Genomic DNA, 20,261 nt, shown 5'->3' with positions numbered 1-20,261 from the left:
GGCGGCGGGACAAGAGCGGCCATTGCAAAACGCGCCAAAAATCCGATAGTTTGCGCCAATGCACCCCCAAGGGGGGAAAATGAGGAAAAATGTCCACGATCAGCACCCCGCTGCCCGGAATGCTGTCTGTCAGGGCCCTGATTTTTGGGCCAATTCTGGAATACTTTGCCGATGATCCGGGCAAGTTGAAAACTCTGCTTTCCCGTGAACAGCTCTCGCCCGAGGTGCTGGCCGACCCTTACGAAGCGATTCCCTTGCAAAGTTATCTCTCGATTTTCGAGGCTGCGGCGGAGTTGGCAGGGGATCCGCTCTTTGGCGCACGCTTGGGCTTCGGGATGCGGCCGGGCAATCTGGCGCCCATCGGGCTGCGCGCGGTGCAGGCGGGCACGATCCGCGGCGCGCTGACCGCCTTTGCGCGCTGGTCGGGGGCGCTGCAAAGCGCCACCCAATCCAGCCTGACCGAGGAGGAGGACCAGCTGGTCTTCACCTACCGGCTGACGGCGCCGGTGCTGATCGCCTCGCGGCAGGATACGGAATTCAGTCTGGCCGCCGTCTGTCGGCTGATCCGCGGCGCCTTTGATCCGCGCTGGCGGCCGCTGGAGATCCGCTTCACCCATCCGCCGATCGCCGAGAAGCCGCGGCTTGAGGCGCTGTTTCGCGCGCCGGTGCGCCATTCCCAGCCCGTCAATGCCATCGTCTTTTCCGCCGCCGGGGCCGACCGGGTGCATCGTGCCGAGGACCCGGACATGATCGCGCTTATCGAGCGGCATCTGCAGGATCTGACCGCCGATGCGGGCCGGTCCGAAAGCCTTGCGACGCAGGTCGAGGCGCTGATCGACCTCTATCTCGGCGTGCGGCCGATCGATCTGCCGACCATCGCGACGGCGTTGCGGATGGCGCCGCGCAGCCTGCAACGGCGGCTGGCCGAGGAGGGGCAAAGCCTGAGCGGGCTTTTGCGTCGGCAGCGGCAGCGCCGGGCCGAGGTGCTCTTGCGCGAACGCGGCCTTTCGGTCGAGGCGGTGGCGCAGGCGCTTGGCTATGCCGATGGCACGGTGTTCTGGCGGGCCTGGCGCAGCTGGACCGGCGAGGCGCCCAGCCGCCCTGCCCCGAACTGACGCCGGGCCGGTTTTCGGTGGCCCTTGCCCCCGCCGCGGGCTAGTTTGGCGCAAATCGCAGGAGACCGCCCGTGTCGCACACCATCTTCATCCTGAACGGCCCGAACCTGAACCTTCTGGGCAAGCGCCAGCCGGACATCTACGGCGCCGAGACGCTGGCCGATGTCGAGGCCCGTTGCCGGGCGCTGGCCGAAAGCCTTGGGGTCACGGTGGCGTTCTTTCAGTCGAACCATGAGGGCGTGATCATCGACACGATCCATCGCGCCCGCGAGGAAGCCGCCGCGATCATCATCAACCCGGGCGCCTTCACCCATACTTCGGTCGCGATCCTTGACGCGCTGAACGCCTATGACGGGCTGGTGTTCGAATGCCACATCTCGAACGTGCACAAGCGCGAGCCCTTCCGCCATCACAGCTATGTCTCGGGCCGGGCCGATGGCGTGATGGCGGGCTTTGGCACCGAGGGCTACGAGCTCTGCCTGCGCCGGGCCTGTTCGCTGCTGTCAAAGGCTTAGGCGGGGCGCAGCCGGGCACAGGCGGCGCTGATCCGCGCCAGGGCTTCGCGCAGCTCGGCCTCGGAGGTCGCGTAAGAGATGCGGAAATAGGGCGAGAGGCCAAAGGCCGCGCCGGGCACCATCGCCACCTCGGCGGTTTCGAGCAGCCAGGCGCAGAACTCGCGGTCGGTGGTGATCGTGCCCCCCTCGGGCGTGGTCGCGCCAATGAGGCCGGAACAATCGGCAAAGGTGTAGAAGGCCCCTTCCGGCACCCGGCAGGTGATGCCGGGAATGGCGTTCAGCCCCGCCACCACCAGATCGCGGCGGCGCTGGAAATCGGCGGCGCGGGCCGCCAGCAGATCCTGCGGCCCGTTCAGCGCCGCCAGCGCTGCGGCCTGCGAAATCGAGGAGGGGCAAGAGGTTGACTGGCTTTGCACCACCGCCATCGCCTTGATCAGCGCCTCGGGGCCCCCGGCATAGCCGATCCGCCAGCCGGTCATCGCATAGGCTTTCGAGACGCCGTTCACCGTCAGGATCCGCCCCTTCAGCCGCGGCTCCAGCGCGGCGGGGGTGGTGAAACGAAACCCCTCGTAACAGATGTGCTCATACATGTCGTCCACCAGCAGCCAGACCTGCGGATGGGCCAGAAGCACGTCGAGCAGCGGGCGGTAATCGGCCTCTGCATAGGCCGCGCCGGTCGGGTTCGAGGGCGAATTGAGCATGACCCAGCGCGTCTTCGGCGTGATCGCGGCAGAGAGCGCGTCAGGCGACAGCTTGAAGCCCTGCGCGCCGTCGCAGGGCACGGCGACCGGCACGCCGCCCGCGATGCGCACGATGTCGAAATACGATGTCCAGCACGGGGTCGGGATGATCACCTCGTCGCCCGGATCGAGCGTCGCCATCATCGCATTGTAAAGCACCTGCTTGGCCCCGGCGGCCACGGTGATTTCCGCAACTGTGTAGTCCAAACCATTCTCGCGCCTGAACTTTTCGACAATCGCCGCTTTCAGCGCCGGGGTGCCGTCCAGCGCGGTGTATTTCGTCTCGCCCCGCGCCATCGCTTCGGCGGCGGCCTGTTTGACATGCGAGGGCGTGTCGAAATCGGGCTCGCCCGCGCCCAGGATGATCACCGGCCGCCCGGCGCGCTGCATCGCCGCGGCCTTGGCGCCGATCTGCAGGATTTCGGAGACGCCAAGCCTGGCGATGCGGTCAGCCGGGCGGAAGGCGGCGGCGGTCTGGTCTTGCAGGGTCATCCGATCCTCATGCGATGTCGAAAACCACGCCCTGCGCCAGGGGCAGCGCGCGGGAATAGTTGATGGTGTTGGTGGCGCGGCGCATGTAGCCCTTCCAGGCGTCCGAGCCGCTTTCGCGCCCGCCGCCGGTCTCCTTTTCGCCGCCAAAGGCGCCGCCGATCTCGGCGCCGGAGGTGCCGATGTTGACATTCGCAATGCCGCAATCCGACCCGGCCGCCGAAAGGAACAGCTCCATTTCGCGCAGATCCAGCGTGAAGATCGACGAGGACAGCCCCGCCGCGACGGCGTTGTGCTCCTCGATCACCGCCTCGAGGGTCGAGAAGCGCATCACATAAAGGATCGGCGCGAAGGTTTCCTCCAGCACCGGGCCGATCTGCGCCTGCATCTCGACCAAGGCCGGGCGGACGTAAAAGGCCGTGTCGGGGCCACAGGCAACCCGGGTGCCGCCATGCACGACGCCCCCGGCGGCGCGGGCAGCATCCAGCGCCGCCTGCATCGCGTCAAAGGCGGCGCGGTCAATAAGCGGGCCGACAAGCGCCTGCGTTTCCAGGGGGTTGCCGACCGAAACCGAGGCATAGGCCCGCATCAGCCGCGACACCAGCGCCTCGTAGATGCTGTCCTGCACGAAAAGGCGCCGCAGCGTGGTGCAGCGCTGCCCGGCCGTGCCCATGGCGCCAAAGGCCACCGCGCGCAGGGTCATGTCGAGATCGGCCGAGGCACAGACGATGCCCGCATTGTTGCCCCCCAGTTCCAGGATCGAGCGGCCGAACCGCGCCGCCACCTTCGGGCCGACGATCCTCCCCATCCGGGTCGAGCCGGTGGCGGAAATCAGCGCCACTTTCGGGCTTTCGACCAGCGCGGCGCCGATCTCCGGCCCGCCGATCAAGAGCTGCGCCAGCCCCTCGGGCGCGGCGCCGAAACGGGTGATCGCATGGGTCAGCACCGCCTGCGCGGCCAGCGCGGTCAGCGGCGTCTTTTCGGACGGTTTCCAGATCACCGGATCGCCGCAGACCAGCGCCAGCGCGGTGTTCCAGGCCCAGACCGCAACCGGGAAGTTGAAGGCCGAAATCACGCCGACGACGCCCAGCGGATGCCAGCTTTCCATCATCCGATGCCCCGGCCGCTCGGTCGCGATGGTCAGCCCGTAAAGCTGGCGCGAAAGCCCCACCGCGAAATCGCAGATGTCGATCATCTCCTGCACCTCGCCCAGCCCTTCGGAAAGGGTCTTGCCCGCCTCGATCGAGACCAGACGGCCCAGATCGGCCTTGGCGGCGCGCAGCTCCTCGGCCCAGAGCCGGACCAGCTCGCCGCGTTTCGGCGCGGGCACCAGCCGCCAGCTGCGAAAGGCGGCGGCGGCGCGGTCGATGGCGGCGGCGACGGTGCCGGGCGTCTCGGGGGTCAGCGCGCCGATCTGCTCGCCCGTCACCGGCGAGAAGCTGGCCATCGCTCCGCCCTGATACGCGGCGGCGGCGACGCCAAGGCGGGAAAGCAGGGTCCGGGTCTCGTCGCGCAGGGTCATCGGGCGTCCTTTCAGGTCAGTCAAGGGCATAGACAAGGCCGACGACCAGCGCCGCGGCGGCCATCAGTCCCAGGGTGAAGCGCAGGTTGAGCGCGAAGGTGACACGCTGCGGCGTGACGCCGAGTTCGCGCCCGGTGATGATCGACATCGCCGAGATCGGCGAGGCGGCAATCGCCAGCGCCCAGGCGAAAAGCAGCGCAAGACCCAGCGCATAGGGGTGATCGGTGCCGACCGGCCCGGCACCGAAAAGGCTGGCCGCCATGATCATCACGATGGTGTGCGGGATCATCACCGCGCCCACGGCCGGGATCAGGACAAGGCAGGCCAGGATCACGCCCAGCGCCGGAAGCTGCCCGCCCGCGATCAGCGCGTCGATCCCCGCCGCCTGCGCCGCTGCCGCCACCGCCGCGCCGATCACTGCCGCCGCCAGAAATATCGTGCTTTCCGTCGCCATCCCCTCGGAGGCGGCCGAAAGCCGGGTCAGCGCGCCCTCGGGGCCGGGGCTGCGCAGGCCGGGCTCCAGCCGCGGCCAAAGCGCGGCCAGCAGCGGCAGCACCAGGCAGGCGGCAATCAGGAAGCTGACGTCCAGCAACCGATGCGCCGCGAGGGTCAGCGCGATCAGCCCGGCGATGGCGGCCAGAACAAGCGCCAGCGCACGGCCCGCCCCCTCGGGCGCGGGGTCCTGCGGGCGCGGTCCCGGCGGAACCGGGGTGGCGGCGGCATCAAGGCCCGCGGCGGCAAGCGACAGGACGGCGACGATGCCGAAGGCCAGCGCGAAGAAGCGCACCGGATCGAGCGTCGGGATGGCGCTGGTGACGATGGCGAAACCAAGCCCGATCGGCGACCAGACCGTCATCAGAAGCGTGCCGCGCAGCGCCGCCAAAGTCATCGCGCGGCTGTCGATGCCGCGCTTGCCCGCCGCCTTGCGCGCCGCATCATGGTTGCGCGCGATGTCGGAAATCATCCCGATCGTGCCGATGTTGAAGAGAACCGAAATCCCCTGCGCGCCCAGCGAGACGGCAAAGACGCGCGCCCGGGCGGAATGGGCGAAAAGCCCCTCGGCGGCGCGGGCGATCAGGCTTGAGCGACGCACCGGGGCGCGGATCAGGCCAAGCGCGGTCAGAAAGGCGGAAAAGGCGGTGCCCTGCAAAAGCGCCGCCTGCATCGCGGGCAGGGCCTTGGGCAGGGCCAGCGCCACGATCAGCGTGGCCAGAAAGGCGCCCGCCAGAAACACCTGCGCGATGCGCGAGACCCGCGGCAGCCGCAACAGCGCCAGAACGATGGCGGTCGCGGCCGAAAGGGTCAGCAGCGCCCCTGCCCCCGGCAGCCAGGCCGCGCCGATCTTGCCCAGAACAAGGCTGGCAAGCAGCAGAAGCGACAGCCCTCCGGCGGCAGAAAGCGCGATTTCGGGGCTTGTCGACAGGCGGAAACGGGGGGGCGTCGTGGGCATCGTCATTCCTCAGATCCGGCAGGCCAGCAGATGCGCCGCCGCCGCGCCAAGGCTGTATCCGGCCTCTTGCGCCAGGCGCAAGGACGCCGGGGTGATCGGGCTGACCGGCAGGGGCATGGCCTCGAGCGGGCGAAGACCCAGGACATGCTCGGCCAAAGCCTTGCCGAAGACGGTGCCGGGGGCGATGCCGCGGCCGTTGTAACCCGCCATGGCGACAGCGTTTTTCCCCAGCACATGCAGGCGCGGCAGGGCGTCGGCGGTCATGCCGATCCGGCCGGACCATTCGCGTTCAAAGCCGATGCCGCGGAGTTGCGGAAAGATCCGGTGCATTGCGCGCAGCGCCCAGGCGCGGTGGATGGCGGCCTCGGCCCGGCCCAGCCGCCCGACCGAGCCGAAAACCAGCCGCCCCGCCGCATCCCTGCGAAAGGACGAGAGCACCGCGCGCGTGTCCCAGCACCCCTCGCCCCCCGGCAGCAGCCCGGCGCAGATCGCCGCGGGCAAGGGCGGCGTCGCCATGTTGAAATAGGGCAAGCCCACCTGCTCGCGGCGCAGCCCGGAAAACAGCGCGCCGGTATAGGCGTCGGTGGCGACGATCAGCGCCGCCGCCTGCACCCGGCCCTCGGGCGTGGTGACGCACCAGCCCGCGCCCTGCGGCCTGGCGCTTGCCGCCGGGCTTTCGGTGCAGATCCGCGCCCCCGCCGCCAGCGCCGCCCGTGCCAGCCCGCGCACATAGGCCAGCGGCTGGATCGTGCCCGCGCGCCGGTCCAGCAGCGCCCCCGCATAGCGCCCGCCGCCCAGCCGCCGCGCCGTTTCGACCGCGTCCAGCACCTCGACCGGGGCGCCCCGCGCCGCCCATTGCCGGGCGCGTTCGGTGATCTCGGCCAGCCCCGCGGCACCGACGGCGCAATGCAGCGTGCCATGCGCGACCGCCTCGCAGTCGATCGCGTGACGGCGCACCAGCGCGAAAACCTCGGCCGGGGCCGCGCCCAGAAACTCCAGCAGCCGCGGCCCCCAGACCGGACCCAGCGCCCGCGGCATCGCCTCGGGCATCACCCACATGCCCGCATTGACCAGCCCGACATTGCGCCCCGAGGCGCCAAAGCCGATCTGCTCCGCTTCCAGCACGATCACCGATCTGCCCGCCTCGGCCAGATGCAGCGCCGCCGACAGCCCGGTGAAGCCCGCGCCGATCACCACCACCTCGGCCTCGGCCGGACCGGACAGCGGCGCCGTCGCAGGCGCGGGCGGCGCCGAGACCTCCCAAAGACCATGCGAGCGGGGATCGTTGCGCATCTGCGCCTCCTGGGGCTGTTCCGGCCCCTTCCTGCCCGGTTTTGCGCGCCAAGGCCAATTCCCGATACATCTCAGGTCATTCCGTTTCGGAATGACCTTTTCGCGCGCCGGGGCGAAAAACCCTTGAGAAACCGGGCGAGAGGCCGCAAAAAGGCCAGACCGGAGGAAAGATGAAGACCCCGCGCCGTTTTCTGCCCTCGCTCTCGCTGTTGCAGGCCTTCGAGACCGCCGCGCGCACGCAAAGCATCACCGCGGCGGCGGCGGAGCTGTCGCTGACGCAAAGCGCGGTGTCGCGGCAGATCCGGGCGCTGGAGGCGCAGCTGGGCACCGAGCTTTTCCACCGCGAAAGGCAGACGATCCGGCTGACCCAGGGCGGCGCGGCCTATGCGCGCGACATCCGGGCGGCGCTGCAAAAGATCTCCACCGCCTCGCTGACGCTGCGGGCCAATCCGGGCGGGGGCACGCTGACGCTGGCGATCCTGCCCACCTTCGGAACGCGCTGGCTGGCGCCGCGGCTGCCCGATTTCCTGGCCGCCCATCCGGGGATCACGCTGAACCTGGTGACCCGGCTGACGCAGTTCGATTTCGCCACCGAGGCGGTCGATGCCGCGATCCATTTCGGCGTGCCGGACTGGCCGGGGGCGGAGTGCACCTGGCTGCGCGGCGAACATGTGGTGCCCGCCTGTTCGCCCGATCTGGCGGCGCGGCACGGCTTTGCGACGCTGCAAGAGCTGCGCGCGGCGCCGCTTCTGCATCTGACCTCGCGGCCGGATGCCTGGGAAAAGTTCTTCGACCGCGCGGGGATGGCGCCGCAGCAGCTGCACGGGATGCTGTTCGACCAGTTCGCCACCGTGGCGCAGGCGGCGATGGTGGGGCTGGGCGTCGCGCTTTTGCCCGAGTTCCTGATCGAGGACGAGATCGCCTCGGGGCGGCTTGTGGTGCCGCTCGCGGCGCGGATGCGCTCGGACGAGGCCTATTATCTGTGCGCCCCGCGCGGGCGGGGGCCGCATCCGCCGCTGGCGGCGTTCCGCGACTGGCTGTGCGCCGTCGCGCAGGCGGCCGAGACGGCCGAAGCCGCCCGGCGCGCGGGTTGAAAGACATCTTTACGCAGCGCCTGCTTGTCTTGTGCCCGGGGCCGTGCTTTCAAATTGGGCGATGCCCCTCATCCGCGAGCCCGCCATGCCCAAGCTGCGCCTCAACATCCGTTACCTCCCCTTTCTTGCGCTCCTGTTGCTGACCGGGATCTCCGGCCTTGTGCTGATCTTCGTGCCGCAGCTTTGGGTGCTGGCGATCTTCGGGATCGCCGCCGGGCTGAGCCTGGTCGGCCTTTACGACCTGCGCCAGAGCCGCCATGCGATCTTGCGCAACTATCCGGTGATCGGCCATCTGCGCTACATGATCGAAAGCGTCGGCCCCGAATTCCGGCAGTATTTCTTTGAATCCGACCGCGACGAGGTGCCCTTCAGCCGGCAGACCCGCGTTCTTGTCTATCAGCGCGCCAAGGGGGTCGAGGACAAGCGCCCCTTCGGCACGGTCGAATCCGTCTATGCCTCGGGGTTCAACTGGCTGACGCATTCGATCGTGCCAAAGACGATCAAGGACACGAATTTCCGCGTCCGCGTCGGCGGGCCGGACTGCCGCCAGCCCTATGACGCCTCGGTCTACAACATCTCGGCGATGAGCTTCGGGGCGCTCTCGGCCAATGCGATCTCGGCGCTGAACCGCGGCGCGAAACTGGGCGGCTTTGCCCATGACACCGGCGAGGGCGGCATCAGCCGCTACCACCGCGCGGGCGGCGGCGATCTGGTCTATCAGGTGGCTTCGGGCTATTTCGGCTGCCGCAACGACGACGGCAGCTTCTCGCCCGGGAAATTCGCGGCGCAAGCCCGCGACCCGCAGATCAAGATGATCGAGATCAAGCTGAGCCAGGGCGCCAAGCCCGGCCATGGCGGGATGCTGCCCGCCTCGAAGATCTCGCCCGAGATCGCCGAGGCGCGGGGCATTCCGATGGGGCGCGACTGCGTCTCGCCCGCGGCGCATTCGGCGTTTTCGACGCCCTTGGAATTCATGGCCTTCATCGCGCTGCTGCGCGACTTGTCGGGGGGCAAGCCGGTGGGGTTCAAGCTCTGCATCGGGCATCGGCGCGAATTCATGTGCCTGGTCAAGGCGATGCTGGAAACCGGCATCACCCCCGATTTCATCGTCGTCGATGGCAAGGAGGGCGGCACCGGGGCGGCGCCTTTGGAATTCGTCAACCGCGTCGGCATGCCGATGCTGGAAGGGCTGCATTTCGTCCACAACCTCTTGCGTGGGGCCGGGCTGCGGGACCGCATCCGCATCGGCGCGGCGGGCAAGATCGTTTCCGCCTATGACATCGCGCGGGCGATGGCGCTGGGGGCGGACTGGTGCAATTCGGCGCGCGGCTACATGTTCGCGATCGGCTGCATTCAGGCGCAGTCCTGCCACACCAACCGCTGCCCGGCGGGGATCGCGACGCAGGATCCGCGGCGGATGAAGGCGCTTGATGTCGAAGACAAGACCCAGCGCGTCGCGCGGTTTCACCGCAACACGCTCAAGGCGCTGGGGGAACTGGTGGGCGCCGCCGGGCTGTCGCATCCCTCCGAATTCCTGCCCTATCACTTCATGTTCCGCGAAAAGGACAATGCCTTTCAGGACGGCAACGAGGTCTTCGAGGATCTGCCCGAGGGCTTTTTGCTGACCGGCTCGACCCACCCCGATCTGCAGGCCTGGCTGGACCGCTGGAACCGCGCCTCGGCCGAGACCTTCGAGCCGCTGCGGATGCCGAAAAGCCGGTTCGCCTCCTGACGGGCGGTCAAGAATTTTGTCGACAGCACGCGCGGGGATGGGGTAGTGACCACGGACACAGACGAGGTTGGACCGTGGCAAGCCCCCCGAAGCCGATCGCCGCTTTTCGGGATGGAACGGGGCGGGTCATGGACAAGTGCCTGGTGCACTGCCTGCAGATCGCCCTGAAGGCAATCGGGGCCTGCGTCGGCCTCTGCCGGGTTTTGCATGTCGGCTCTGTGAAGGAATGGGCAACAGGGACTGAACCATGAAAATTGCTGCGATCACCATTCGGCGAAAGCCTGTGCCCGGCTCTCCGATCCGGACCAATACCGGAAATTACATGTTCACCGAGGCGGCCTACCGCAATATCGCCGGGGACATCTCCTGGATCGGTTTCAATTTCGACCCCGACAAGATCAACGCGGAATACGATCATGTCATCATGCCCGCGGCGAACTGGATCGACCGCGGCGAGGCGCTGGACGGGCTCGTCCGCCTGCTGAAAAGGATCGAGCTTCCGATCACCTGCATCGGGCTTGGCGCGCAGGCCGCCTCGGCGGGGACGGATCCCGCCAGCCTCACGCTGTCGCAAGGCGCCATCGATCTGACGAAAATCCTGACCGAGCGCTGCAAGCATATCTCGGTGCGCGGCGAATTCACCCGCAAGGTGCTGGCGCATCTGGGCTGCCACAATACCGTGGTGACCGGCTGTCCCTCGCTTTACATGGACCTGCCGAAAGACGTCGATGCCCCCCCCAGCAAGGATCTGATCCTGCAGGGAACGCGCTATGTGATGTCGCCGCAATATCTGCGCAAGCCGTCTCTGGACCGGACGATCTTCTCGATTGCCGGCAAGGCCTCGATGGACATCATCTTCCAGTCCGAACGGCTGGAAATCAGCCTGTTCGATGGCAGCATGGGCGACGACTGGGCGGGCGATGCCACGAAAGCCGGATTGCCCGAGCTTTATGGCAAATCCACCGCGGCGGAGCTTGAGGCCTATCTGCGCGCCCATGGCAAGGTCTTCACCTCGATCGACGACTGGTCGGGGTTCCTGAAATCGCGCGCGGGGGTGATCGGGACGCGGCTGCACGGCGCGATCCTGGCGCTGAACTCGGGGGTGCGGGCGGCCTTGCTGCCGCATGACTCGCGCACCCACGAACTGATCGATTTCGCGAAGATCCCGACCGGCACTCCGGATCTGCTGCTCGACGCGCATCGCAACACGGTCAGGCTGCCGGACGATATCGACGCGCAGGTCGGCGCCTTTGTCGAGCGGCGCGAAGAGAACAGGGTCGTCTATGCGCAGCTGCTGGAAGCGAACGGGCTGACCTACCGGCGCAGCCTTCCGGATCGCTGATCCGGCAAAGGCGCCCGCTTGCGCGGCACGGCCCGCACAGGAAAAGACCCCCGTCCTTGCGGACGGGGGCCAGGTTCGTCGATCAGGCTCTTCATTGGTGCCCGAGGTTATGGTTTCGCCTGGGCCTTCTCGACGTCTGGGGCAAGCGCACCTGCCCCCGATCTCGGTCAGTGGATCGCCTTCGCGCCCGCCGCCATCAGCGTGACGGTGGTGGTGGCGCCGGCCATGCGGATGTCGGTCACGTCAAGCCCATGCGCGCTCAGATCGCCGCCCCAGACTTCGATCGAGGCGCCCTCGAAGGTGGCGTCGATCAGGCGCTTGAGCGCCTTGCCCGCCAGCACGGCCTCGTAACCGCCGGGGATGCGGCGCAGGGGCACGTCGGCGAAGCTTTCGGTGGCGATGATCAGATGCACGGCTTTAGCTCTCGATTGTGGTCTGGGGATCCCCAGATCGGCTTGACATCAGAGATGCCGGGGGCGCTCAACCGCCCCCAACTTGATCAGGAGTTGGACGTGTCCCGCCCATCAGGTTCTTTCGCGACGCCTTTGAAAGGACCATCGCTCTGCTTGACTTCCATGAACTGGCCATTGCGCTCGTCGCGCTTCTGCCAATTGCCGTCATCACGCTGAAACTGCGTCCGTCCGGTCACTGCGCCGCGACGAAAGCCACTTCCCGTGTTCGTTGCCATACCCGGCCTCCATATTTGCCCACAGCTTCCCTCAGTTTCCTCGGGATAGGTCTGTGGATAGACCGACACGACATTGATCCCGCCTCTCAGCCATGGTCTCCCGAAGCCATCGACCCGGGAGGGCCGAGATTTGGTAATCCAGCGGTGTGCCTACCATCCCGCCGGAAAGCCGGGGCGCAAAGCTGCAACCTTTGCGCCCCAACCCTCAATCTCTCAGCTGCAGCCGCTGGTGGCGCCGCAGGTGTTGCACTTCATGCAGGTGCCGTTGCGCACCAGCGTGTAGTTGCCGCATTCGCCGCAGGCCTCGCCCTCGTAGCCCTGCATCTTCGCCTTGGCGCGGGCGTCAAGCGCCACCACGCCCGACGAAAGCGCGGTCGAGACCCCCGCCCCCACCGCCAGCGCGGTTTCGGGCACCAGCGTGTTCAGCGCCGCCATCGGATCAAGCTGCGTCCCCGCACCGCCGCGCAGCACCACCAGCTCCTGCGGCAGACGCTTGCGCAGATAGCCGGTCGAGGAAATCTGCCGCAGCACTTCAAGCGATTTAGACGCCGCCGACTCGCTCACCGGCTCGACATTGCGCTTGCCCTCGTTCTGCCCGCCGCCCAGATCGTCGAACATCGTGCCCTGCGGCTTGATATGCGCCAGATCGGTGCGGTCGAGATAGCTCACCGCCAGTTCGCGGAAGACGTAATCGAGGATCGAGGTGGCGTTCTTGATGCTGTCATTGCCCTGCACCATGCCCGCGGGCTCGAATTTGGTGAAGGTGAAGGCGTCGACGAATTCCTCCAGCGGCACGCCATATTGCAGGCCCACGGACACGGCGATGGCGAAATTGTTCATCATCGCGCGGAAGCCCGCGCCTTCCTTGTGCATGTCGATGAAGATCTCGCCCAAGGAGCCATCGGCATATTCGCCGGTGCGCAGATAGACCTTGTGGCCCCCCACGACGGCCTTTTGCGTATAGCCCTTGCGGCGATCGGGCAGCTTCTCGCGGTGCGAGCGCACGATCTCCTTGACCACGATCTTTTCGACGATCTTTTCGGCCAGAACGGCGGCCTTTTCCTGTTGGCTGCCGGTGGCGAGGATTTCCTCGGCCTCCTCGTCATCCTCGACCAGGGCCGAGGCGAGCGGTTGCGAAAGCTTCGAGCCGTCGCGATAAAGCGCATTGGCCTTGATGCCCAGCGACCAGGACAGTTCGTAGGCCGCCTTCACATCCTCGATCGTGGCGGTATTGGCCATGTTGATCGTCTTCGAGATCGCGCCCGAGATGAACGATTGCGCCGCCGCCATCATGCGGATGTGGCTTTCGACCGACAGATAGCGCTTGCCGCGCTTGCCGCAGGTGTTGGCGCAGTCGAAGACGACGTAATGCTCGGGGCGCAGAAAGGGGGCGCCTTCCAGCGTCATCGTCCCGCAGACATGATCGTTCGCCGCATCGATCTGCGCCTTGCTGAAGCCCAGATGGCGCAAAAGGTCAAAGGTCGGATCGGCCAGTTTCTCGGCCGGGATGCCCAGCGTCTTGGTGCAGAACTCCTCGCCCAGCGTCCATTGGTTGAAGACGAAACGGATGTCGAAGGCCGAGGGCAGCGCGGCTTCGATCTTTTCGATCTCGCGCGGGCCGAAACCATGGCCGATCAGCGCCGTGGGATTGATGCCGGGGCAATTGCCCAGGGACCCGTGGCCCACCGCATAGGCGATGATTTCCGCGATCTGCGCCGAGCCGTAACCCAGCGTTTCCAAAGCCGCGGGCACCGAGCGGTTGATGATCTTGAAATAGCCGCCGCCCGCCAGTTTCTTGAACTTCACCAGCGCGAAATCGGGCTCGATCCCGGTCGTGTCGCAATCCATCACCAGACCGATGGTACCCGTGGGCGCGATCACCGAGACCTGCGCGTTGCGGAAGCCGTGTTCCTCGCCCAGACGCAGCGCCTCGTCCCAGGCCATGCGCGCCAGACGCAGCAGCCGGTCATCGGGGCAATTGGCCAGATCGAGCGGCACCGGCGGCACCTCCAGCCCCTCGTAGCCCTTCGACTTGCCATGCGCCGCGGTGCGGTGGTTGCGGATCACCCGCAGCATGTGCGCGCGGTTCTTCGCATAGCCCGGGAACGGCCCCAGTTCCGCCGCCATCTCGGCCGAGGTGGCATAGCTGATCCCGGTCATGATCGCACTCAGCGCGCCGCAAAGTGCGCGGCCCTCGTCGCTGTCATAGCCCAGGCCCATGGTCATCAGAAGGCCGCCGATATTGGCATAGCCCAGCCCCAGGGTGCGGAAATCATAGCTGCGCTGCGCGATTTCCTTCGACGGGAATTGCGCCATCAGAACCGAGATTTCCAGCGTCATCGTCCAGAGCCGGGTGGCATGGACATAGGCCTCGGCGTCGAATTCGCCCCCCGTGTAGAAGGTCAGCAGGTTGAGCGAGGCAAGGTTGCAGGCCGTGTCATCCAGGAACATGTATTCCGAGCACGGGTTCGAGCCCCGGATCGGCCCGTCCTCGGGGCAGGTGTGCCAGGCGTTCACCGTGTCATGGAACTGGATGCCGGGATCGGCGCAGGCCCAGGCGGCATGGCCGACCTGATCCCACAGATCGCGCGCCTTGACGACCTTGGCCACCGAGCCATCGGTGCGGCGCAAAAGTTCCCAATTGGCGTCGTCCTTGACCGCCTTGAGGAAAGCATCGGTGACGCGCACCGAGTTGTTCGAATTCTGCCCCGAGACCGAGATATAGGCATCCGAATCCCAATCGGTGTCATAGGTCGGGAATTCGATCGAGCTGAACCCCTGCCGCGCATATTGCAGCACGCGGTTGATGTAGGTTTCCGGGATCATCGCCTTTTTCGCGGACCGGATCGCGGCTTTCAGGGCCACGTTCACGGCCGGATCGGTGCGGCCTTCGTCGGAGCCGTCAAAGGCGCGGATCGCCTCGAAGATCTTGTTCAGCTCGCGCTCGTGCATCTTGGAACCGGCCACCAGCGAGGCGACCTTCTGTTCTTCGATGACCTTCCAGTTGATGAATTCCTCGATATCGGGGTGATCCATGTCGCAGATCACCATCTTCGCGGCGCGCCGCGTGGTGCCGCCCGATTTGATCGCCCCCGCGGCGCGGTCGCCGATCTTCAGGAACCCCATCAGGCCCGAGGACTTGCCGCCGCCCGACAGCCGCTCGCCCTCGGCGCGCAGGCTGGAAAAGTTGGTGCCGGTGCCCGAGCCGTATTTGAACAGACGCGCTTCCCGGACCCAGAGGTCCATGATGCCGCCCTCGCCCACCAGATCGTCGCGGACGGACTGGATGAAACAGGCATGCGGCTGCGGATGTTCATAGGCCGAGGCGGATTTCGTCAGCACGCCGGTGGCGTAATCGACATAGTAATGCCCCTGCGACGGGCCGTCGATGCCATAGGCCCAGTGCAGGCCGGTGTTGAACCATTGCGGGCTGTTGGGCGCGGCCATCTGCGCGGCCAGCATGTGGCGCAGCTCGTCATAATAGGCGCGGGCGTCGTCTTCGGTGGTGAAATAGCCGCCCTTCCAGCCCCAATAGGCCCAGGCCCCGGCCATCCGGTCGAACACCTGCTTGGCCGAGGTTTCGCCGACAAAGCGCTGATCTTCGGGCAGGTTTTCCAGCGCGGCAGTGTCGGGAACGGAGCGCCACAGGAATTCGGGCACGCCCTTTTCCTTGACGCGTTTCAGCGCCGCCGGAACGCCCGCCTTGCGGAAGTATTTCTGCGCGATCACATCCGAGGCCACCTGGCTGAAGCCCTCGGGGACTTCGACGGCCTCGTTGCGGAACACCACCTTGCCATCGGGATTGCGGATTTCCGAGGTGGTGGTGGTGAAGGTCATCGCCCCGTAGGCGCCGCCCTCGACCGTGGTGAACTTGCGCTCGATCTTCATCTGCCGGTCCTGCCCTTCCCGTTTCTTGCATCGACCTCCGCAAGCGGAAGCAAAACCGCCAACCCGGGGGGCGCGCGCGCTTGCCCCGAGGCCGGGTCTGACCCTGACGGGCGGACCATTCTGCTTGGCTGTCTTGCCGCCGCAAACCCACTATATCTGGTAGGCCTGCCGCCGACAGCCCACAACCTGCCGCGTCCCCTCGGCATCGTCAACGTAATTTTCATTATTTTTCGGCGAGAATCCCGCTTGACGGCGGCGTGCAAAAGCTGCGCGCAGATTCTTCCACATTGCCCCGGTTTCGGCCGCATGCACCCCAAGGGCCGAATTTCCTTTGCTTTGGGCAGAATTACCCGTCGCGGCGGGGACGACTCTGCCACTTCTCCACAGCCCCCCCATATCTTGTGGAGAACTTCGGTCAAAAACCGCCCGCCGCGCCGCCTGCGGGCCGGTTGTGGACAAAACCGCGCCACAGGCGGCAAAAGGGCGGAAATTGTTAAGGAATTTTTAAGGAATCTTAATGGGGGGATTCGCTACGGCTAGTATCCGCAAGCCGCGCGGCCCTGCCCGTTCGGGGCGGTCGGGCCTACCAGATCTGGGGGGTAAATCGGCGCCGGACGCAACCGGGGCCGGTCCCGGCGGCCACGCCCCGAAAGCTCGGCGCCCGGGATCGGGCGCCGGAGAGGGCCGCGAAAGCGGCCTTTGCACTGCCCCAACGGGGCGCAAGGGCTGGCAAGTTTCCTTCCACCCGCGGGGCGCAGCTTTCCAGCCCCGCCCCGCCCGGCGTCACAGCGCCAGCCCGTGCCGCCCTGCCAGATCGGTGAAGAACTGCCAGGCCACCCGGCCCGAGCGCGAGCCGCGGGTGCGATACCATTCCACCGCCTCGGCGCGCAGCCCCTCGGGGTCGACGTTCAGCCCATAGGCCGCCACATAGCCCTCGATCATCGCGAAATAGGCGTCCTGATCGCAGGGATGGAACCCCAGCCAGAGCCCGAATCGATCCGAGAGCGAGACCTTTTCCTCGACCGCCTCGGAGGGGTTGATCGCGGTCGAGCGTTCGTTCTCGATCATGTCGCGCGGCATCAGATGGCGCCGGTTCGAGGTGGCGTAAAAGATCACATTCGCGGGCCGCCCCGCGATGCCGCCATCGAGCACCGCTTTCAGCGACTTGTAATGCTGATCGTCATGGCTGAAGCTCAGATCGTCGCAAAAGAGCACGAAGCGCTGTGCGGGCGCGGCGCGCAGCAGGCCCAGCAGCCGCCCGACCGAGGGCAGATCCTCGCGCGAGAGTTCGACCAGTTTCAGCCCCAGCCCCCGGCGCAGCACCTCGGCATGCACGGCCTTGACGAGCGAGGATTTCCCCATCCCGCGCGCGCCCCACAACAGCGCATTGTTCGCCGCCGCGCCGCGGGCGAATTGCAGCGTATTGGCCAAAAGCGTGTCCCGCGCCCGGTCGATGTCGCGCAAAAGGCCCAGATCGATGCGCGACACCTCGGCCACCGGCTCCAGCCGGTCGGGGGCAGAGTGCCACAAAAACGCATCCGCCCCCGAAAACTCGGGGGCGGGCGCGGGCGCAGGCGCAAGGCGCTCCAGCGCCTCGGCAATCCGCGTCAGGGGATCGGTCATGCTTCGTCGTCCTCGTCGTCGTCGATCCAGGTGCCCTCGGCGCGCATCTGCGCCTCGCGCTTCTTCTCGATCCGCCGGACAAGGAAGATCGAGCCCTCGTAAAGCGGATAGATCACCGCGAACATGATCACCTGCGACATCACGTCGGGCGGCGTCACGATCGCCGAGACCGTCAGCATGGCGACGACCGCGTATTTGCGCACCGAGGCCAGCGCCTGGGCCGAGACCAGCCCCGCCTTGCCCAGAAGCGTCAGCGCCACCGGCATCTGGAAGCAGATCCCGAAGGCCATGACGAATTTCGTCGTCAGCTTCAGATATTCCTCCATCGAGCCGGTGAAGCCGATCACCGCCATCTGGTTGGCTGGATCGCTCGCATCGGCCCCCGCCACCACATCGCCCATCTGGAAGCCCAGAAAGAAGCTGAAGGCCATCGGCAGGATGATGTAATAGCAAAAGGCCGCGCCCACGAAGAACATCACCGGCGAGGCGATCAGGAAGGGCAGGAAGGCCCGCTTTTCATTACGGTAAAGCCCGGGCGCGACAAAGCGCCAAAGCTGGAAGCCGATCATCGGGAAGGCCAGCGCGAAGCCGCCCAGCATCGCGATGTTGATCGCGACGAAGAAACCCTCCTGCAGCTTGATCAGCGAGAGCTGACAGGCCTGCCCGCGCGCGGCAAGCGCCTCGCAGATCGGATGCGTCAGGAAGGTGAAGACCGGATGCCAGATGATGTAGCACAGCACCACCGCCACCACATAGGCGGAAAGCGCATATAGAATGCGCGTGCGCAGCTCTGCCAGATGCTCGATCAGCGGCGCTGCGGTCTCGTCGATATGATCGGCCGTCATGCGGACCCTCCCGGCCCTTCGGCACGTTTCACCGCGGGTTTCGCCCGCATCTCAGGCTCCACCTCCGGCTCGGGCGCCAGCTCGGCCGCGTCCAGATCGGCCGCGTCAAGATCGGCCGCAAGCTCCGGGTCGGGCGTCAGCGCCGCCGTCGCCCCCGCCGTCGCCGCCTGCTTGGGCAGATTCGGATCCCATTTCTCGAACCGCTCGGTGGCGCGTTCCAGCGCGTCGATGCCCAGACCCTTCTTGGTGGTCATCGATTTCAGGTCGCTCAGACTGTCCGCCGCCTCCTTGACGCCGGTGTCCCGCGCCGCCTCTTCCATCGCGGCGGTGAATTCCCGGCCCAGACGCTTGGCCTTGGCCGTCAGCCGCCCCAGCGCCTGAAACATCCGCGGCAGGTCCTGCGGACCCACCACGATGAGGGCGACGATGCCGATGAGCAGAAGCTCGCTCCAGCCGATGTCGAACATGCGTTATCCGCCTTTGGTCAGGGATCAGACCTTGTCCTTGTCGGGGGTCGTCTCGGTGGCTTTCGGCTCGGCGGCGGCCTCCTCGATCTCCTTGGTGCCTTCGCTCACGCCTTTCTTGAAGGCGGTGATGCCCTTGCCCACTTCGCCCATCAGCGAAGAGACCTTGCCGCGACCGAACAGCACCAGAACGACGACGGCGATCAAGAGCAGCTGCCAGGGACCCATTTGCATGTCATTTCTCCATATCACGGGGTTTGGGCGATCTTTCCCGCAGCCCGCCCGGCTGACAAGGTTCAATCCCGCCGCAGCCCCCGCCCTGCCGCGGGATTACTGACAGTTATTTGTCAGTTGCGCCCGGATGTGCGATCCTGCCCCCCGGAGGGACGATGACACGCAACGAAAGGTTCGAACAAATCCTGATGCTCCTGCGCGACGGCGAGTTGCTCCGGGCGCGCGACGTGGCGGCGCGACTCGGGGTGTCGGAGCGCACGATCTGGCGCGACATGGCCAAGCTTGTCGATTACGGCGTGCCGATCGAGGGCGAACGCGGCGTGGGCTACATCCTGCGCCGCCCGGTGGCGCTGCCGCCGCTGGTGCTGACGCAAGACGAGATGGCGGCGCTGCACCATCTGTTGCGGCTGGCGGGGGCGCATGCCGACACGCGCATCGCGGCGGGGGCGCGCACGCTCGCCGCGAAGATCCGCGCCGTGATGCCCCCCGACCCCGAGGAGGACACCCCGCTCTGATCTGGCCGCCACTGGCGTGCGCCCGCGCAACCGGCTAGGGTCGCCGTCATGAACACGCCTGAATTCGTCACCGCCTTCGTCACCCTTTTCGTCGTGGTCGATCCGATCGGCCTCGTGCCGCTTTTCCTTGCGCTGACGCAGGGGATGAGCGCCGGCATGCGCCGCACCGTGGGCATCCGCGCGCTGGTCATTGCCGCGATCCTGCTGACCGCCTTCGGGCTTTTCGGCGATGCACTGCTGCGCGGCATCGGCATTTCGATGCCCGCCTTTCGCATCGCGGGCGGGGTGCTTCTGTTCCTGACCGCGCTGGACATGCTGTTCGAGCGCCGCACCCAGCGCCGCGAGGGGCAATCGGCCGAGCCGCATGCCCCCGATCCTTCGGTCTTTCCGCTGGCCACGCCGCTGCTGGCGGGGCCCGGGGCGATGGCGACGATGATCCTTCTGGCGGGATCTGGCACGGGCGGGCTGCATCTGGCGGCGGTGATGGCAGTGATGGCGCTGGTGCTGGCCTGCGTCTTCGTGCTGTTCCTGCTCGCCACGCCGCTCGAGCGCGCGCTGGGGCGGACCGGAACGATGGTGGTGACGCGGCTTCTGGGGATGCTGCTCGCCGCGCTGGCGGTGCAGTTCATCCTCGACGGGCTGCGCGGGGCGGGGATCATCGCCGCTTCGTTCGGGGGGTGACAGGGCGGCCTTGCGCCCCTACATCGGGGGC

At 66.9% G+C, this 20,261-nt stretch carries 18 protein-coding genes; 7 read left to right on the top strand and 11 right to left on the bottom strand.

Annotation, left to right across the window (positions count from 1 at the left end):
• Positions 1-185 precede the first annotated feature (185 nt).
• A complete protein-coding gene (locus RCAP_RS07295) occupies positions 186-1,115 on the top strand; it encodes an AraC family transcriptional regulator (RefSeq protein ID WP_181443871.1) in 930 nt (309 codons plus the stop codon).
• 71 nt (positions 1,116-1,186) lie between these two features.
• Positions 1,187-1,630, top strand: coding sequence for a type II 3-dehydroquinate dehydratase (gene aroQ, locus RCAP_RS07290; protein ID WP_013067196.1), 444 nt, complete (start codon positions 1,187-1,189; stop codon positions 1,628-1,630).
• On the opposite strand, the gene RCAP_RS07285 is transcribed toward aroQ, so the two are convergent.
• From RCAP_RS07285 to RCAP_RS07270, 4 genes are read right to left on the bottom strand one after another with little or no spacing between them, the layout of a single operon-like run.
• Positions 1,627-2,862, bottom strand: coding sequence for a pyridoxal phosphate-dependent aminotransferase (locus RCAP_RS07285; RefSeq protein ID WP_013067195.1), 1,236 nt, complete (start codon positions 2,860-2,862; stop codon positions 1,627-1,629). The two genes, aroQ and RCAP_RS07285, sit on opposite strands and share 4 nt — an antisense overlap.
• A 7-nt stretch (positions 2,863-2,869) precedes the next feature.
• Positions 2,870-4,381, bottom strand: a complete 1,512-nt coding sequence (gene amaB, locus RCAP_RS07280; RefSeq protein ID WP_013067194.1) for an L-piperidine-6-carboxylate dehydrogenase — start codon at positions 4,379-4,381, stop codon at positions 2,870-2,872.
• Between the two features lie 16 nt (positions 4,382-4,397).
• Positions 4,398-5,837 carry a hypothetical protein gene (locus tag RCAP_RS18910; RefSeq protein ID WP_023911299.1) on the bottom strand — a complete coding sequence of 480 codons (1,440 nt, stop codon included), beginning with the start codon at positions 5,835-5,837 and terminating at the stop codon, positions 4,398-4,400.
• Between the two features lie 3 nt (positions 5,838-5,840).
• On the bottom strand, positions 5,841-7,124 hold the full coding sequence (locus RCAP_RS07270) for an NAD(P)/FAD-dependent oxidoreductase (RefSeq protein WP_013067192.1): 1,284 nt from the start codon (positions 7,122-7,124) through the stop codon (positions 5,841-5,843).
• Between the two features lie 170 nt (positions 7,125-7,294).
• Here RCAP_RS07270 and RCAP_RS07265 point away from each other — a divergent pair, with 170 nt between their 5' ends.
• The 3 genes from RCAP_RS07265 to RCAP_RS07255 all read left to right on the top strand — a co-directional run bounded on the left by RCAP_RS07265 (position 7,295) and on the right by RCAP_RS07255 (position 11,292).
• Entirely contained in the window at positions 7,295-8,218 is a 924-nt protein-coding gene (locus RCAP_RS07265; RefSeq protein ID WP_013067191.1) for a LysR family transcriptional regulator, read from the top strand.
• A gap of 85 nt (positions 8,219-8,303) precedes the next feature.
• Entirely contained in the window at positions 8,304-9,950 is a 1,647-nt protein-coding gene (locus tag RCAP_RS07260; RefSeq protein ID WP_013067190.1) for an FMN-binding glutamate synthase family protein, read from the top strand.
• Between the two features lie 247 nt (positions 9,951-10,197).
• Positions 10,198-11,292: a polysaccharide pyruvyl transferase family protein gene (locus RCAP_RS07255; protein WP_013067189.1), complete on the top strand. Its 1,095-nt coding sequence runs from the start codon at positions 10,198-10,200 to the stop codon at positions 11,290-11,292.
• A 167-nt stretch (positions 11,293-11,459) separates the two neighbouring features.
• On the opposite strand, the gene RCAP_RS07250 is transcribed toward RCAP_RS07255, so the two are convergent.
• From RCAP_RS07250 to tatA, 7 genes are all read right to left on the bottom strand, one after another.
• Complete coding sequence (locus tag RCAP_RS07250) at positions 11,460-11,705, bottom strand: hypothetical protein (protein ID WP_013067188.1); 246 nt, start codon at positions 11,703-11,705, stop codon at positions 11,460-11,462.
• Positions 11,706-11,791: 86 nt separating this feature from the next.
• On the bottom strand, positions 11,792-11,980 hold the full coding sequence (locus RCAP_RS18905; protein ID WP_013067187.1) for a hypothetical protein: 189 nt from the start codon (positions 11,978-11,980) through the stop codon (positions 11,792-11,794).
• 213 nt (positions 11,981-12,193) lie between these two features.
• A complete protein-coding gene (locus tag RCAP_RS07245) occupies positions 12,194-15,868 on the bottom strand; it encodes a vitamin B12-dependent ribonucleotide reductase (RefSeq protein WP_013067186.1) in 3,675 nt (1,224 codons plus the stop codon).
• 783 nt (positions 15,869-16,651) lie between these two features.
• Positions 16,652-17,491 carry an ATP-binding protein gene (locus RCAP_RS07240; protein WP_013067185.1) on the bottom strand — a complete coding sequence of 280 codons (840 nt, stop codon included), beginning with the start codon at positions 17,489-17,491 and terminating at the stop codon, positions 16,652-16,654.
• Entirely contained in the window at positions 17,488-18,336 is an 849-nt protein-coding gene (gene tatC / locus RCAP_RS07235) for a twin-arginine translocase subunit TatC (protein WP_013067184.1), read from the bottom strand. The genes RCAP_RS07240 and tatC overlap by 4 nt, the downstream gene beginning before the upstream one ends.
• Complete coding sequence (gene tatB, locus RCAP_RS07230; protein ID WP_013067183.1) at positions 18,333-18,803, bottom strand: Sec-independent protein translocase protein TatB; 471 nt, start codon at positions 18,801-18,803, stop codon at positions 18,333-18,335. Before tatB ends, tatC begins: the two co-directional genes overlap by 4 nt.
• A 24-nt stretch (positions 18,804-18,827) precedes the next feature.
• Positions 18,828-19,034 (bottom strand): twin-arginine translocase TatA/TatE family subunit, encoded by a 207-nt coding sequence (tatA, locus tag RCAP_RS07225; RefSeq protein WP_013067182.1) that lies wholly within the window; start codon positions 19,032-19,034, stop codon positions 18,828-18,830.
• A gap of 155 nt (positions 19,035-19,189) precedes the next feature.
• Between tatA and RCAP_RS07220 the strand changes: the two genes are divergently transcribed.
• Positions 19,190-19,549 (top strand): helix-turn-helix transcriptional regulator, encoded by a 360-nt coding sequence (locus tag RCAP_RS07220; RefSeq protein ID WP_013067181.1) that lies wholly within the window; start codon positions 19,190-19,192, stop codon positions 19,547-19,549.
• A 48-nt stretch (positions 19,550-19,597) separates the two neighbouring features.
• Entirely contained in the window at positions 19,598-20,230 is a 633-nt protein-coding gene (locus RCAP_RS07215; protein ID WP_013067180.1) for a MarC family protein, read from the top strand.
• Positions 20,231-20,261 lie beyond the last annotated feature (31 nt).

Source organism: Rhodobacter capsulatus SB 1003 (assembly GCF_000021865.1).
GTDB classification, from domain to species: domain Bacteria; phylum Pseudomonadota; class Alphaproteobacteria; order Rhodobacterales; family Rhodobacteraceae; genus Rhodobacter; species Rhodobacter capsulatus_B.
Note: the sequence above shows the minus strand (reverse complement) of the source record. Positions and strands in the feature narration are given on the sequence as shown.

What these genes read in the sequence shown, in the direction of transcription:
- RCAP_RS18905 (WP_013067187.1), bottom strand. Translation starts at nt 11,980, where the DNA reads ATGGCAACGAACACGGGAAGTGGCTTTCGTCGCGGCGCAGTGACCGGA.
- RCAP_RS07265 (WP_013067191.1), top strand. Translation starts at nt 7,295, where the DNA reads ATGAAGACCCCGCGCCGTTTTCTGCCCTCGCTCTCGCTGTTGCAGGCC.
- amaB (WP_013067194.1), bottom strand. Translation starts at nt 4,381, where the DNA reads ATGACCCTGCGCGACGAGACCCGGACCCTGCTTTCCCGCCTTGGCGTC.
- RCAP_RS18910 (WP_023911299.1), bottom strand. Translation starts at nt 5,837, where the DNA reads ATGACGATGCCCACGACGCCCCCCCGTTTCCGCCTGTCGACAAGCCCC.
- RCAP_RS07255 (WP_013067189.1), top strand. Translation starts at nt 10,198, where the DNA reads ATGAAAATTGCTGCGATCACCATTCGGCGAAAGCCTGTGCCCGGCTCT.
- RCAP_RS07285 (WP_013067195.1), bottom strand. Translation starts at nt 2,862, where the DNA reads ATGACCCTGCAAGACCAGACCGCCGCCGCCTTCCGCCCGGCTGACCGC.
- tatC (WP_013067184.1), bottom strand. Translation starts at nt 18,336, where the DNA reads ATGACGGCCGATCATATCGACGAGACCGCAGCGCCGCTGATCGAGCAT.
- tatA (WP_013067182.1), bottom strand. Translation starts at nt 19,034, where the DNA reads ATGCAAATGGGTCCCTGGCAGCTGCTCTTGATCGCCGTCGTCGTTCTG.
- RCAP_RS07215 (WP_013067180.1), top strand. Translation starts at nt 19,598, where the DNA reads ATGAACACGCCTGAATTCGTCACCGCCTTCGTCACCCTTTTCGTCGTG.
- RCAP_RS07270 (WP_013067192.1), bottom strand. Translation starts at nt 7,124, where the DNA reads ATGCGCAACGATCCCCGCTCGCATGGTCTTTGGGAGGTCTCGGCGCCG.
- tatB (WP_013067183.1), bottom strand. Translation starts at nt 18,803, where the DNA reads ATGTTCGACATCGGCTGGAGCGAGCTTCTGCTCATCGGCATCGTCGCC.
- RCAP_RS07220 (WP_013067181.1), top strand. Translation starts at nt 19,190, where the DNA reads ATGACACGCAACGAAAGGTTCGAACAAATCCTGATGCTCCTGCGCGAC.
- RCAP_RS07240 (WP_013067185.1), bottom strand. Translation starts at nt 17,491, where the DNA reads ATGACCGATCCCCTGACGCGGATTGCCGAGGCGCTGGAGCGCCTTGCG.
- RCAP_RS07260 (WP_013067190.1), top strand. Translation starts at nt 8,304, where the DNA reads ATGCCCAAGCTGCGCCTCAACATCCGTTACCTCCCCTTTCTTGCGCTC.
- RCAP_RS07245 (WP_013067186.1), bottom strand. Translation starts at nt 15,868, where the DNA reads ATGAAGATCGAGCGCAAGTTCACCACGGTCGAGGGCGGCGCCTACGGG.